The sequence below is a fragment of the Prolixibacter sp. NT017 genome (assembly GCF_009617875.1).
Classification (GTDB): Bacteria; Bacteroidota; Bacteroidia; order Bacteroidales; family Prolixibacteraceae; genus Prolixibacter.
The window spans coordinates 3,194,439-3,206,682 of the sequence record NZ_BLAV01000001.1 but is presented as its reverse complement, the minus strand read 5'-3'; the positions used below and the strand labels follow the sequence as shown (position 1 = coordinate 3,206,682).

Sequence of the window (12,244 nt, the reverse complement as noted above, 5' to 3'; positions counted from 1 at the left end):
TGATCTTATTAATAACCAACCTAACGAAACCAACATGAAGCGTCGTAACTTTTTTCGATCTGCCTTGTTGGGAGCCGCAGGCACAGCTCTTTCGACAAGCGTTTTTGCGGGAGAAAGGACTTCTCCGTCGCATAGACAGTTTTACGAATTACGGGAGTACGAACTGGTTCGTCTCAATAGGCAGGAGTTTCTCGATCAATATTTCAGGTATGCACTGATTCCAGCGCTAAACCGGGCCGGTTCCAAGCCGGTAGGTGTTTTCAGGGAGATGAAAGCGAGGTATCCCGGGCGGATGCTGTTGCTAATTCCTTACGAATCCGGAAGAGACTTTTTCAAGGTAAAAGAAGAGTTGGCTGAAAATAAGATCTACCGGAATGCATCGAAGAAGTACAATGCTCTTTCTGTCGATGATTCTGTTTACACCCGTTATACAACCTACTTACTGGAAGCTATTTCCGGTTTTCCGGAAATGAAAATTCCTTCCGGAGAACCGAAAGTTTTTGAATTGCGCAATTATCAAAGTTACAGCGAAGATGCCTCGAAAAGGAAGATAGAGATGTTTAACCGTGAAGAACTGGCATTGTTCGATGAGGTGGGACTTTCGCCGTTGTTTTTCGGGAAAGTGCTGGCCGGCGACACCATGCCGTCGTTAACCTATATGCTCAGTTTTAACGATATGAATGAGCGCGACAGGTTGTGGAAAGAGTTTGATGAAAGTGAAAAATGGAAAGCAATGAAAGACAAACCTGAATATGCCAACAGTGTTTCGTACGTTGCTAATCGATATTATGAAAGGCTGAATTATTCCCAGATATAGAAATACGGTTTTTTCAAATGTTAAAATACAGAGAGGAAGTACAAAAACTTCCTCTTTTTTGTATCCTTTTTTTTCGGTTTCAGTAACAATAAAGACCAACAAAAATTGAGTTAAGATTCGGCTGAAAAGGGTATGCTGACAAACCGGGTGGTAGTAATGCCCATCGGATGTAAAAAAATTGAAACAATTGTTAAGTGCTTAACAGAATGATGTATTACGTATGATATATTGCGTAACTTGAAAGCAACAGAAGTTTAAATATCCACCCCATAAAACTTCCCATTATGATTACAAACCGAGACAAAAGAATGGCTACAACACTGGCCAGAATTGAGAATTCTATTTACCGTATTCTGAGTGAACCTGAAATTATGGCCCGTTTAGCAAATTACGGTTATGATTTTGGTGCGATGCATTCAGCACGTAATCTTCTGGAAGAGGTTATTCGGTTAAATCGAGTGCCGGATAATTATGACGGGAAAGAACGATTGTTACTTGAATCATTTAAAACAGTTAAAAGCGATTTTGAGAATTTTTACAACCGGCATCGTCGGTTAGTGCAGGAAATGGATAATGCAGCAGCAAAGGCAATTTGGCGGCGCACGTATCCGGAACATCCTGATTACCAGAAATGGCTTTCGCAGGCTGATATTTTCTACGTTGCCTTACTCGAGAATGACTCAATCAAGGAGGCTTTGCTGAAAGAAAATGTGCCCGAAAGTGAATTGAATCAGGCGCGCAACTTGATTGACATCATGCGCGAAGTATTTAAGGAGTACCGAAAGCAAAAGGGATCCGAGCTAAAAGAGGTGATTGATTTGGAGCAGAAAATCAGTGAGTTGGAGGACTGGTACAACCGGTTCGTCGAAATCAACCGGATTGCTTTCGAAGGAGAGCCGCAAACTCTCGAAATACTGGGTATTCCTGTTGCAATGAATTAACACTTGAATTTTTAACCATCATAAGGTTCGTTCCAATCGGGGGCGGACCTTTTTTTATGCAGTAAAATCAGGGCATAATTTTGTTCCGGATATAAGAGGTAATTTGCTCGTCATACAGGCGGGCAATTCTTCTCACGAGCATATTCACATGGTCAAACTGGTGATCATCAATGCGGGAAACGGGCAAAACTTTAACAGATGTTCCGGAAATAAAAACAGCGTCGAATGTATCCAGTTCCGAGATTTTAACTGGTTCCTCACTTATCAGGATGTCATTTTCGATACATAACCGAAGAATGACTTTCCGGGTAATACCGGGCAATACTTGTTGCATAGGAGGTGTGTACAATCGGTTTCCTTTAACGAAAAATACATTGGAACGACTTCCTTCGGTGATGTAACCTTCATGATTTACCAACAGCACCTCATAATATTTTCCTTCGGCAATAATCTCATCGGTTCGCTGACGCAAAACCGGCCGGTAGATTTTCGCATTGGGCAATTCTCGCTGAGCCATCAAGGTTCTCAGCCAGACTCCTTCCTCATATTCTTTTTCTTTCGGATAACGGTGTGGAATAAAGGTTAATGTAGGCTCCGGCGAATCCTCTTCCGATTGAACAGTCAACGACAGGCGGATGTTCCCTTCCGTTACTTTGCTGTTTCGCAAAAACGACACAACTTTTTCCTCCAGCGCCACCGGACCGGGCAGGTGATGTACATCCGCCAGCCGGGCCGATTGGTAAAGCCGGTTCAAATGCTCTTCCAGGAAAAGCGGGACTTTTCGGATAACCCGGATTACTTCATAAAGCTCCACGGGATAGTTGACTGGCGTGGGATGCTCCTCCGAGCGCATTTCCGTCATATTGCTTACATTTATTGAAATGGGAATTTTAAAAATACATAATTATTTTGATGTTGCACCTCCGTTTGTTTTCAATCCCCTGAAGCATCACCTCGGCTACATACGCCGTTTCATCACAGAGGCAATTAGCCTTAAACCGGATGATGGCGAGTTGCAGGAAATTCTTTCGGGAATAGGCGCTCCCATGACCGACATCTATTTTGGCGAATTATCAGTCTATGAGATATTGGATACCACTTCAACCATGCTGAAAGAGCAGGAGGTAATTTCCTTGTCCTCCTACCGGGAATGGTTGAACAATGAAAAGCTGTACCGATTTTTAGAACTTCCCGATGCATCGAAATGGATATTCCTGGAAGGAAGAAATGAGGAAAGGTATATTCACTTTCATCCGGCAAAATACAGTGAGTTTACGTTCCGTGTACGTGGCTCTACGCTACGCACCGTAATTGCGGTAAAAATAAAAGGTGCTGATCAACCGGAAAACTGGTTCAATGTCTCATTCGTAAATGAGATTCGTTCGTCCCTGCTTAGTTTATCACCGGTGAAGCGCGTGGTCAAAGATCGGGGAATCGGGCGGTTAATGCAGACGATATAAACGAAGAAAGCCCGGTCGGATAGACCAGGCTTCGATGAGCCGATGACGAGAATTGAACTCGTGACCTCTTCCTTACCAAGGAAGCGCTCTACCCCTGAGCTACATCGGCAATTGAGCGGGAGACGGGATTCAAACCCGCGACCCTCAGCTTGGAAGGCTGATGCTCTATCAGCTGAGCTACTCCCGCAAAAGTTGTTTTCCGGATGATTTACCCTTTCTGCTCTGTTGGCAGATTTTGAGCGGGAGACGGGATTCAAACCCGCGACCCTCAGCTTGGAAGGCTGATGCTCTATCAGCTGAGCTACTCCCGCAGATACATATTTTACCAGGCTCGGAGCCTGTGACGGGTGTAAATCAGTCGAGAAAAATTCCTTTTATCAACTTCCGGAAAAACAACTGGTGGGGAGAGCAGGATTCGAACCTACGAAGGCATAAGCCAGCAGATTTACAGTCTGCCCCAGTTGGCCACTTTGGTATCTCCCCGTTGCTGTTTTAGTTATTCGCTTCTCCGCAATTTTAGCGGAATGCAAAGCAAATAAATAAAATATTACTGACAAAAAATTTAAGAACATAATGCCGCAAATCGGGCGTAAAAAAAAGCCTTACTTTCACTTCGAAAATAGGCTTACACTATGCACATGCATGATGCAACGTCGTCGACTTCGAAACATCACCTGTGTGGGGAGAGCAGGATTCGAACCTACGAAGGCATAAGCCAGCAGATTTACAGTCTGCCCCAGTTGGCCACTTTGGTATCTCCCCAACAAACGTTTAAAGAACTTTTTCTTTCTGAGCCGGATGTCAGATTCGAACTGACGACCCCGAGATTACAAATCACGTGCTCTGGCCAACTGAGCTAATCCGGCAGGTGGGTAAGCGATCTACGTCGCACCGCTACAACCGCCTACCCTTGCTGCCTTCCGACCCTGGGGGAATTCAGCAGGAGCTGGTCGCGTAGGACTTACCCGGCGGCAAAAGTAGAAAAAAAAGTATTCGCACCAAACAAAAACGCGGAGTTGGGAAGCTTTTTTTTTCGGTTGAGAGAATAAGAAATTTATTTTCAGCCGGGTATCTGTCATAAAATTTTAATGCATCTTTTTTCTGAATGCTGTCCTGTTCGTTGAAAAAGGGTATCTTTGTTTTATGTTTATTGAAAAATCATGATCATGGAAAATCAACGTAAATCGGTATTCGGTCCCGCCATGTCCTACGGATTGTACCTGGGGCTTGCGCTTATCCTGACACAAGTGATATTTTACGTCAGTGGAAATCCTTTTTCCAAAGTGTCTTCCTATATCTCTTATGCTTTGCTTTTAGGTGGCATTTCATGGGGAATGTACCTGTTCCGCGAGAAAGCCGGAGCCGAAGGAATGCCTTACGGAAGGGCGCTTGGACTGGGAACCGCGCAGACATTTTTTGCCTCCATCCTGTTGGGTTTTTTCATCTTCATCCTGTATAAATTTATCGATACGGGGTTGATTGATAAGCTGTATATCTATACTGAGCAAACCTATTTGGAGCATGGAATGTCCGAGGATCAGGTTGAAACCATCATGCAGATGTCGAAGAAGATGATGACACCAGCCGTTTTAGGTGTTTCACAAGTCTTTTCTTTGACCTTAATCGGATTTATCTTTTCTTTGATTCTTGCAATTTTCTTTAAGCGAAATCCCGAAGAACCTTTCGGTGAAGTAGTGGAAGAGGAAGAACAGAATTAGAAAGAAAGAGCGTTTTACCAGATGGATATATCGGTTGTAGTACCCTTATTTAATGAGGAAGAGTCGCTGCCGGAACTGCACGCGTGGATCACGAGAGTGATGAATGAGCATGGGTTCTCGTTTGAAGTAGTGTACGTGGACGATGGCAGCAACGATGGTTCGTGGAAATGGATTGAGCAACAAGCCCGGGACGACGAGCATGCCCGTGGCGTTCGTTTTCGTCGCAACTATGGAAAGTCGGCTGCATTGCATACAGCCTTCGAAGAGGCGAGAGGTGACGTGGTGATTACGATGGATGCCGATTTGCAGGACAGTCCCGACGAAATTCCCGAACTGTACCGGATGATTGTTGAGGATGGCTATGATTTAGTTTCGGGGTGGAAGAAGAAGCGCTACGATCCGATTTCCAAAACACTACCGAGCAAGTTATATAATTTTACCGCCAGCAAAGTTACCGGCATAAAACTGCACGACTTCAACTGTGGTTTGAAAGCTTACCGTAACCAGGTGATAAAAAGTATTGAGGTATACGGCGAAATGCACCGGTACATTCCCTACATCGCGAAGCAAGCCGGTTTTACACAGATAGGAGAGAAGGTCGTTCAGCATCGGGCCCGGAAATACGGTAAGACTAAATTCGGTTTGAGCCGGTTTATTTACGGCTACCTCGATTTGATGTCGATCTACTTTATTTCCCGCTTTGGAAAACGGCCGATGCACCTGTTTGGAACGCTCGGAACGTTCATGTTTGTCATTGGTTTTCTCACCTCGTTGTGGTTGGGAGCCTACAAGTTGTATTGCGTGGCCAATGGCATTCATGCGGAAAAAGTGACGGACAGTCCCTATTTCTACCTGGCACTTTCCTTCATGCTAATGGGAACACAACTCTTTTTGGCGGGCTTTTTAGGTGAATTAATTTCCCGAAGTGCTGCTGAAAGAAATGTGTATCTGATCGAAGCAAAAACGGATAAGGGAGAAAAAGAAATATAATCTTTGAATCATATTATCCTTCCGGGAACAGGATTTTCAGTTGCGGTTATTCCGGCTGAAAATCCTGTTTCTCTTTTTGGTGTCCTTGCTGTCGCAGGGCATGTCCTGTCAGGCAAATGGATCTTCCTGTCTCCGGATAGGTTGTCCCCGTCCGACCAGAGCGGATATTTCACCTGCCGGGAAGGTAAAAGAAGCCCAATGGACAGCCAAATGACCAGCAGGAGTACCAAAAAGGCAGCAGGATGGCCCATATACCCCAATGGATTGACAAATAGTATGGCAGGACTGCAAAAGTACTAACAGGAGCCGGAATTTCTTAGCAGGACGAACAAAATGCACAAAAGGAAGTATTTTTCATATCAAAGTGATATGTTTTCCCGAAAAGGGCACCCAAAATCTCTGGAAAGACTGTCTCAATCTCTGGAATGGTACTCATTTTCGCTGGAAGAATAGGTTCCGGAGCTGGAAAGACTCCTTCTAACCTTGGAAGAAGAGCCCATTTGGCTGGAAAGACACCAGGTTGTCCTGGAAAGACTTACAAAATGTCAGGAAAGAGGCTGTTTGACGGACAAATGAATGGCTTGGGGTATTTTGTAACAAAGGGTAAGAATCGATTCATTCGTTCTTACCCTTTGTATTCTTATTATTTACCAGGTGAAATCCCGGAAGATGTACTATACGTTTCCGGCAATTACCTGCGTCATGTCTTTGGGCGACAGGTATTGCTGTGCCAGGTGTTGAATTTCAGCCGGGGTGATATTCCGGATGGTCTCGATAAGGCGTTCGTAATAGCCATAGGTTAACCCGAATTCAAAGATGGTTTCGAAGCTTTGCGCCATGGCAAACGGGCCGTCGAATTCGCGAAGCACGCGTCCCATCATGTAGCTGCGTACCATTTCCAGCTCATCTTCCGGAACCAGCTCATTTTGCAACCGCTCCATTTCATGATAAATCTGCCTAACAGCATCCTCGGAAACTTCGGTTCCCACCTCGGAGAAAGTCAGGAATATGCCCTGTTGGAGGAATGGAATGGCTGACGAATGCACCGAATAGGTATATCCTTTGTCTTCCCGAAGATTTTTCATCAAACGTGAACCATAAAAACCGCCCAGCAGCGTGACCAACACTTTTAGCGCCGGATAATCCGGATGATTCAGTGTGGGCATCAACCGGCCAATGGCAATGGCGTTTTGCGAAGCACCCTTTTTATGAATTTCTATCTTTTCGGGATCGGGAAGCTGCAATTTGCTTGAGTCGGGTGCGTAATCTGTTTTTCCACCCCAGGGCGTTCCAAACGATAGTTCCAGCAGTTCCATCGTTTTGTTATCGACATGTCCTGACGCGATAATGCTCATGCGTTCGGAAGTGTAGTGATTCCGGTAAAACTCATGCGCATGTTCGCGGGTAACCGTGTCGTAATAGTCGTACGATTTGATAGGCGCATACGGATGGTTCGTGCCCATCACCTGGCGTAAAAAGTTACGTTGCGCCGAAATGCCGACGGTCTTGGAATCGACCAGCGCCTTTTGCTTTCGCTTTTGCCGCAGAATTTCAAATTCGTTTTCCGGAAATACCGAATCCCTAAGAATATCGGCCACCACCGGAAGTAACGTTGGCAGATGCTTTTTTAGGCTGAGGAACGAAACGTAGCTGTTGTCATAATACGGACTGGCATTGAATTGTGCGCCGTAAAAATCGAATGTCTCGGCCAGTTGCGATGCCGTTCGCGAAGAAGTTCCTTCGTGCAGCATCGAGGCGGCCATAACGCTGTCGAGCTTGCGCTTGTCGTACCAACTGCCAGCGCGAAACAAAAAGTCGAACTTCACAATCTCCTGCCCGCCGCCATGCATCAAGTAAACCGGAGAACCATTGCTCAGCCGGTGCTCTTCGGGTTGAAGAAAATTTATTTTGTCTACCGGAAAGATGTCCGGTTGCTGATTTCTATCGGGCTTTATCATTTTCCTTCTTTCTTCGATAAGTAATTCAGGGTATTCATATTTCCTTCCCGGAAGATTCTTTCGGCAACCCGCTGAATATCGTCCGGCGTGACTTTGCGGTAATGTTCCACCTGCTCGTTGATTTGATCCGCATCGCCCAACAATTCGTAGTTGGCCAGTTGCATGGCGTTGTCGAGATACCCAATTTCGTGGTAAAGCATATGAGCCTCCACTTTGTTTTTTACTTTCTCCAGCTCATAATCGAGCGGTTTTTCCTGTACGGTTTTCTGAATTTCTTCCAACACCGCTTTTTTCGCGTCGTCAAAACCGATTCCCGGATTCACTCTTCCCACTATCGTGAAAAGACCGGGGTCGTTTTCTCCCGAAAGGAAAGCGTCCAGTTCGTTGAAGAGCTTTTTCTCTTTCACCAGCTTCTGCTGAAAACGTGACGATTTTCCGTTGGAGAGAATATCTGAAAGCAAATCGGCCGCAAAGAAGTCTTCCGCCTGGCGCGAGCCCATGTGGTAACCAATGTAGAATGCATCCATCGGCACGTCCCGCTCCACGGTCAGCTCCCTGTTTTCGGTTTGTGCCGGCTCTTCTTCCCGCGGAGGATTTTTTAATTCCCGCGAAGGAATTTCGCTGAACCACTTTTCGGCCAACCCGAAAGCGTTGTCGGGTTCAATGTTGCCGGACAATACCAACACCGCATTATTGGGCGCATAGTGGTTGAAGAAGAACTGCTTCACTTCCTCCAGTGTAGCCTGGGCCACATGGTCGGGTGTGCTGCCAATGGTGGGCCAACGGTAAGGATGGACCTTGTAAGCCAGGTCGCGCATCAAATGCCACACATCGCCGTAAGGCTGGTTGAGATAACGCTGGTTGAACTCTTCAATCACTACCTTCTTCTCCCGGTTTAAAATGGTCTCGTTGAAAGCCGGGCCCAACATCCGGTCAGCCTCAATCCACATCGCTGTTTCGATGTTTTGTGCCGGGAGAGTAATGTAATAATTCGTGAGGTCGACGGTGGTAAAAGCGTTGTTCGAGCCTCCGGCCTGCTGAACCGGCGTGTCGAAATCGGGGACGTGCCGGCTTCCGCCGAAAGTGAGGTGTTCGAACAGGTGCGCAAAACCGGTGCGGTTGGGATATTCGTGTTTCGAGCCCACATTGTAGGCCACGTTCACAGCAACAAACGGCGTCACCTTATCCTGGTGAACAATGACCTTCAGGCCGTTGGAGAGAGTATGTTTTTCGAATGAAATCATATTCGGATTTTAAAATGGTGAATGTTGCTGAAGCATGGAAAGTGTTTCCCGGTAATCCGTTATCAGTTCTTCCATGATGGCCGAAACCGGCTCAATCTTGTCGATGATGGAAGACACCTGGCCAATTTCCAACTCGCCCTCTTCCATATCACCTTCGAAAATTCCCTTCTTGGAACGTCCTTTTCCCAGAAGCGCCCGTAACGCGTCTGCATCGTCGCAGCGTTCTTCGGCCTCGGAAACCAACTCGAAGAAGTGATTTTTCATCATCCGAACCGGTGCCAGCTTTTTCAGCATCAGCTTTGTGTCTCCTTCAACAGCATCGACCACGCGTTGTTTAAACATTTGATGGGCCGAAGATTCTTCCGCTACAGCGAAACGAGAACCGATTTGAACGCCCTCGGCACCCAGCGCCATAGCAGCCACCATGGCGGGGCCGGTCCCAATTCCACCGGCCGCAATCAACGGAAGTTGAGTTGCCCGCCGCACGGCCGGAATGAGCGTCAGCGTGGTGGTCTCATCGCGACCGTTGTGACCGCCGGCTTCGAAACCTTCGGCAACTACTGCATCCACCCCGGCTTCTTCCGCTTTGCGCGCAAATTTGGACGACGACACGACATGAACGACCGTCATGCCATGTTCTTTCAGGAAGGGAGTCCATTTTTTGGGGTTTCCCGCCGAGGTAAATACAATTTTCACGTTTTCACGAACGAGAATGTCCATGACTTTATCCATTTCCGGATAAAGCAGAGGAACATTCACGGCGAAAGGTTTTGTCGTCGCTTTTTGGGCTTTCCGGATATGTTCTTCCAATGTCTCGGGATGCATGGAGCCGGCTCCGATAATGCCGAGGCCGCCATGATTGCTGACGGCTGTGGCCAATCGCCAGCCGGAACACCAGACCATTCCGGCCTGTATGATGGGATAATCAATTTGAAAGAGTTCTGATATTCTGTTTTTTGCCATAATTCAGTTGCCTTTAAATGGCAAAGATAGTCTAATCCTGCCACCTTTAAATGTTATGCTCCACACGTTTTAAAAAGAATGTGAGCGGTAAATCCATACGAACGTTTTTTGGGTATGAAAGTTTTTGTTTTCGTAACTTGATCTGTCCAAATTGGATCTGAATAAGGCTGTTTGAAAACGGAAAAAGGAAGTCGAAAGGTTCAGGTTTCCAGATAGTTTTCATCCGCCGGTGTGATTGTCAGTCGGTTGTGTGGATTCTATTGAAATGTTGAACGTATACGTTTTTTCTTAATTTTATGGCGCTTTCAGAAAAGGAAAATATAGAGGAAGATAAAAGCATGTCGTACTTGAATACCCCATTGGCCCGATTTCATAAATGGAGGCTAACTCATATAAAACCGGGAACCTTTATTATCATGCTCAGTATTGTTGTGGGCATTGGTGGTGGTTTTTCAGCAGTAATCATTAAAAATTCGGTTTGGTTCATCGACGGGCTGCTCGATACGTATATTCCTGAAAAGATACATTCCTATTTCAATTTCATATTTCCCATTTTCGGTCTGTCGCTGACGGTTTTTGTTATCAAATATATAGTGAAGCGGCCGGTCCGACACGGAATTCCCAATGTACTTTATTCTCTCTCGCAACGTAACGGGAAAATCAGGCGGCACAACATGTTTTCGTCGATTATCACCAGTTCGCTGACGGTAGGATTTGGTGGTTCAGTCGGATTGGAGGGACCAACCGTAGCGACCGGTGCAGCCATCGGTTCCAATCTGGCCATTCTTTTTCACCTCGAGTACAAGCAGATTATGTTGATGTTGGGATGTGCTTCGGCAGCTGCCATGGCGGCTATCTTTAAGGCACCTATCACGGCCATTGTTTTTGCGGTTGAGGTGATCATGATTGATTTGACCTCTTTTTCGCTGATTCCGTTGCTGGTTTCATCCATCACAGCGGTGGTCACTTCCTATTTCTTCATGGGACAGGATGTACTGTATCCTTTTCAGTTTCATGCGACCTTTACGCATGGAGATCTTCCCTGGTATATTGTATTGGGGGTTGTAACCGGCTTGGTTTCCGCTTATTTTTCCAAAGTGTACCGGTTCATCAGCGAATGGTTCGAAGGAATGTCGAACGAATGGAGACGGGTGCTGATTGGTGGTGTGCTACTGGGGCTGATTGTTTTCTTATTCCCCCCGCTTTTCGGTGAAGGATATAATCCCATCAACAGTTGTTTGCAGGGACATTTGGGCTATTTATATGACAATTCACCGTTTGATTTTGTGCGGGGTAACATCTACTCGGTCTTTATTTTCATCCTGTTCCTGATATTGATTAAGATTTTTGCGACCAGTATTACCTTCGGAGCCGGCGGCGTGGGAGGTATCTTTGCACCGACCTTGTTCATGGGAGTTCACACCGGGATGCTGTTTGCGCTCTTCCTCAATACCACGGGAATCCATGTGGTGAATGAGAATACCTTTGCGCTTATTGCGATGGCGGGATTGATTGCCGGGGTGTTGCATGCTCCTTTAACAGGGATATTTCTGATTGCAGAGATAACTGGTGGATACAAGATGTTTGTTCCACTGATGATTGTCGCCTCGGTGTCGTATCTGACGGTTCGCCTTTTCGTGAAAAACTCGGTTTATACCTATCAGCTCGCTCAACGGAAAGAGCTGTTTACGCACGATAAGAACAAAGCGGTTCTGTCGATGATGCGGGTGAACAAGCTCATCGAAACAGATTTCAAGCCGGTGCACGCTGACGCCAGCCTGGGCGATTTGGTGAAGATCATTGAAGTTTCGCACCGAAATATATTTCCTATTGTGGATGACGAGAACAACATGCGCGGTATGTTGAAAATGGATGACGTGCGACACCTGATTTTCCGACCCGATAAATATGACAAGATCAAGGTGAAGGATTTGATGTACATGCCTGAGTTTTACGTGTCGAGCAACGATTCGATGCAGGAGGTGGCCGACAAGTTCCATTCCTGCGGGCGTTACAACCTGGCAGTGATTGACGAAGGTAAGTATGTTGGCTTTATTTCCCGCGCTCGGGTTTTCTCAGCTTACCAGAAAATGTTGCGTCATTTTTCACACGACTAAGTCCCTTTTTTATTAATACAAATATTACCGTAAATT

General features: G+C 46.1%; 11 protein-coding genes, 6 tRNA genes and 1 other RNA gene. 7 read left to right on the top strand and 11 right to left on the bottom strand.

Features of this window, described 5'->3' with window-relative positions; all coding sequences use genetic code 11:
• The first annotated feature begins 34 nt into the window (after nucleotides 1-34).
• Together GJU87_RS13295 and GJU87_RS13290 are read left to right on the top strand one after the other, a co-directional pair.
• Nucleotides 35-817, top strand: coding sequence for an NIPSNAP family protein (locus GJU87_RS13295; protein ID WP_153639972.1), 783 nt, complete (start codon nucleotides 35-37; stop codon nucleotides 815-817).
• 284 nt (nucleotides 818-1,101) lie between these two features.
• Nucleotides 1,102-1,758, top strand: coding sequence for a hypothetical protein (locus GJU87_RS13290; RefSeq protein WP_153639971.1), 657 nt, complete (start codon nucleotides 1,102-1,104; stop codon nucleotides 1,756-1,758).
• A 67-nt stretch (nucleotides 1,759-1,825) separates the two neighbouring features.
• On the opposite strand, the gene GJU87_RS13285 is transcribed toward GJU87_RS13290, so the two are convergent.
• Complete coding sequence (locus tag GJU87_RS13285) at nucleotides 1,826-2,620, bottom strand: aminotransferase class IV (RefSeq protein ID WP_153639970.1); 795 nt, start codon at nucleotides 2,618-2,620, stop codon at nucleotides 1,826-1,828.
• Between the two features lie 19 nt (nucleotides 2,621-2,639).
• On the opposite strand from GJU87_RS13285, the gene GJU87_RS13280 reads away from it, so the two are divergent.
• On the top strand, nucleotides 2,640-3,218 hold the full coding sequence (locus GJU87_RS13280) for a hypothetical protein (RefSeq protein ID WP_153639969.1): 579 nt from the start codon (nucleotides 2,640-2,642) through the stop codon (nucleotides 3,216-3,218).
• Nucleotides 3,219-3,255: 37 nt separating this feature from the next.
• Here GJU87_RS13280 and GJU87_RS13275 read toward each other — a convergent pair.
• The 7 genes from GJU87_RS13275 to ffs form a co-directional block, all read right to left on the bottom strand.
• Nucleotides 3,256-3,327, bottom strand: a tRNA-Thr gene (locus GJU87_RS13275).
• Nucleotides 3,328-3,332: 5 nt separating this feature from the next.
• A tRNA-Gly gene (locus GJU87_RS13270) sits at nucleotides 3,333-3,405 on the bottom strand.
• A 51-nt stretch (nucleotides 3,406-3,456) separates the two neighbouring features.
• Nucleotides 3,457-3,529, bottom strand: a tRNA-Gly gene (locus GJU87_RS13265).
• A gap of 86 nt (nucleotides 3,530-3,615) precedes the next feature.
• Nucleotides 3,616-3,701 (bottom strand) — tRNA-Tyr (locus GJU87_RS13260).
• 196 nt (nucleotides 3,702-3,897) lie between these two features.
• Nucleotides 3,898-3,980 (bottom strand) — tRNA-Tyr (locus GJU87_RS13255).
• Between the two features lie 30 nt (nucleotides 3,981-4,010).
• Nucleotides 4,011-4,084 (bottom strand) — tRNA-Thr (locus GJU87_RS13250).
• Nucleotides 4,085-4,086: 2 nt separating this feature from the next.
• Nucleotides 4,087-4,185, bottom strand: an RNA gene (ffs, locus tag GJU87_RS13245) — signal recognition particle sRNA small type.
• A gap of 199 nt (nucleotides 4,186-4,384) precedes the next feature.
• Here ffs and GJU87_RS13240 point away from each other — a divergent pair.
• From GJU87_RS13240 to GJU87_RS13230, 3 genes are read left to right on the top strand one after another with little or no spacing between them, the layout of a single operon-like run.
• Nucleotides 4,385-4,936, top strand: a complete 552-nt coding sequence (locus GJU87_RS13240; protein WP_194831531.1) for a DUF4199 domain-containing protein — start codon at nucleotides 4,385-4,387, stop codon at nucleotides 4,934-4,936.
• Between the two features lie 21 nt (nucleotides 4,937-4,957).
• Nucleotides 4,958-5,926 (top strand): glycosyltransferase family 2 protein, encoded by a 969-nt coding sequence (locus tag GJU87_RS13235; RefSeq protein WP_153639967.1) that lies wholly within the window; start codon nucleotides 4,958-4,960, stop codon nucleotides 5,924-5,926.
• Nucleotides 5,927-5,929: 3 nt separating this feature from the next.
• Nucleotides 5,930-6,226: a hypothetical protein gene (locus GJU87_RS13230; protein ID WP_153639966.1), complete on the top strand. Its 297-nt coding sequence runs from the start codon at nucleotides 5,930-5,932 to the stop codon at nucleotides 6,224-6,226.
• Between the two features lie 374 nt (nucleotides 6,227-6,600).
• Here GJU87_RS13230 and GJU87_RS13225 read toward each other — a convergent pair whose 3' ends face one another.
• Genes GJU87_RS13225 through GJU87_RS13215 form a run of 3 tightly spaced genes read right to left on the bottom strand, consistent with a single transcriptional unit; the run spans nucleotide 6,601 to nucleotide 10,091 of the window.
• Nucleotides 6,601-7,884 carry a pitrilysin family protein gene (locus GJU87_RS13225; protein WP_153639965.1) on the bottom strand — a complete coding sequence of 428 codons (1,284 nt, stop codon included), beginning with the start codon at nucleotides 7,882-7,884 and terminating at the stop codon, nucleotides 6,601-6,603.
• Nucleotides 7,881-9,128, bottom strand: coding sequence for a pitrilysin family protein (locus tag GJU87_RS13220; protein WP_153639964.1), 1,248 nt, complete (start codon nucleotides 9,126-9,128; stop codon nucleotides 7,881-7,883). The genes GJU87_RS13225 and GJU87_RS13220 overlap by 4 nt, the downstream gene beginning before the upstream one ends.
• Nucleotides 9,129-9,137: 9 nt before the next feature.
• Nucleotides 9,138-10,091, bottom strand: a complete 954-nt coding sequence (locus GJU87_RS13215; RefSeq protein WP_153639963.1) for a nitronate monooxygenase family protein — start codon at nucleotides 10,089-10,091, stop codon at nucleotides 9,138-9,140.
• Between the two features lie 416 nt (nucleotides 10,092-10,507).
• Between GJU87_RS13215 and GJU87_RS13210 the strand changes: the two genes are divergently transcribed.
• Entirely contained in the window at nucleotides 10,508-12,208 is a 1,701-nt protein-coding gene (locus GJU87_RS13210; protein ID WP_228491986.1) for a chloride channel protein, read from the top strand.
• Nucleotides 12,209-12,244: the final 36 nt, after the last annotated feature.

Excerpts from the sequence above, each read along its gene's own strand:
- GJU87_RS13295 (WP_153639972.1), top strand. The coding sequence starts at position 35 with ATGAAGCGTCGTAACTTTTTTCGATCTGCCTTGTTGGGAGCCGCAGGC.
- GJU87_RS13290 (WP_153639971.1), top strand. The coding sequence starts at position 1,102 with ATGATTACAAACCGAGACAAAAGAATGGCTACAACACTGGCCAGAATT.
- GJU87_RS13285 (WP_153639970.1), bottom strand. The coding sequence starts at position 2,620 with ATGACGGAAATGCGCTCGGAGGAGCATCCCACGCCAGTCAACTATCCC.
- GJU87_RS13280 (WP_153639969.1), top strand. The coding sequence starts at position 2,640 with ATGGGAATTTTAAAAATACATAATTATTTTGATGTTGCACCTCCGTTT.
- GJU87_RS13240 (WP_194831531.1), top strand. The coding sequence starts at position 4,385 with ATGGAAAATCAACGTAAATCGGTATTCGGTCCCGCCATGTCCTACGGA.
- GJU87_RS13235 (WP_153639967.1), top strand. The coding sequence starts at position 4,958 with ATGGATATATCGGTTGTAGTACCCTTATTTAATGAGGAAGAGTCGCTG.
- GJU87_RS13225 (WP_153639965.1), bottom strand. The coding sequence starts at position 7,884 with ATGATAAAGCCCGATAGAAATCAGCAACCGGACATCTTTCCGGTAGAC.
- GJU87_RS13220 (WP_153639964.1), bottom strand. The coding sequence starts at position 9,128 with ATGATTTCATTCGAAAAACATACTCTCTCCAACGGCCTGAAGGTCATT.
- GJU87_RS13215 (WP_153639963.1), bottom strand. The coding sequence starts at position 10,091 with ATGGCAAAAAACAGAATATCAGAACTCTTTCAAATTGATTATCCCATC.
- GJU87_RS13210 (WP_228491986.1), top strand. The coding sequence starts at position 10,508 with ATGCTCAGTATTGTTGTGGGCATTGGTGGTGGTTTTTCAGCAGTAATC.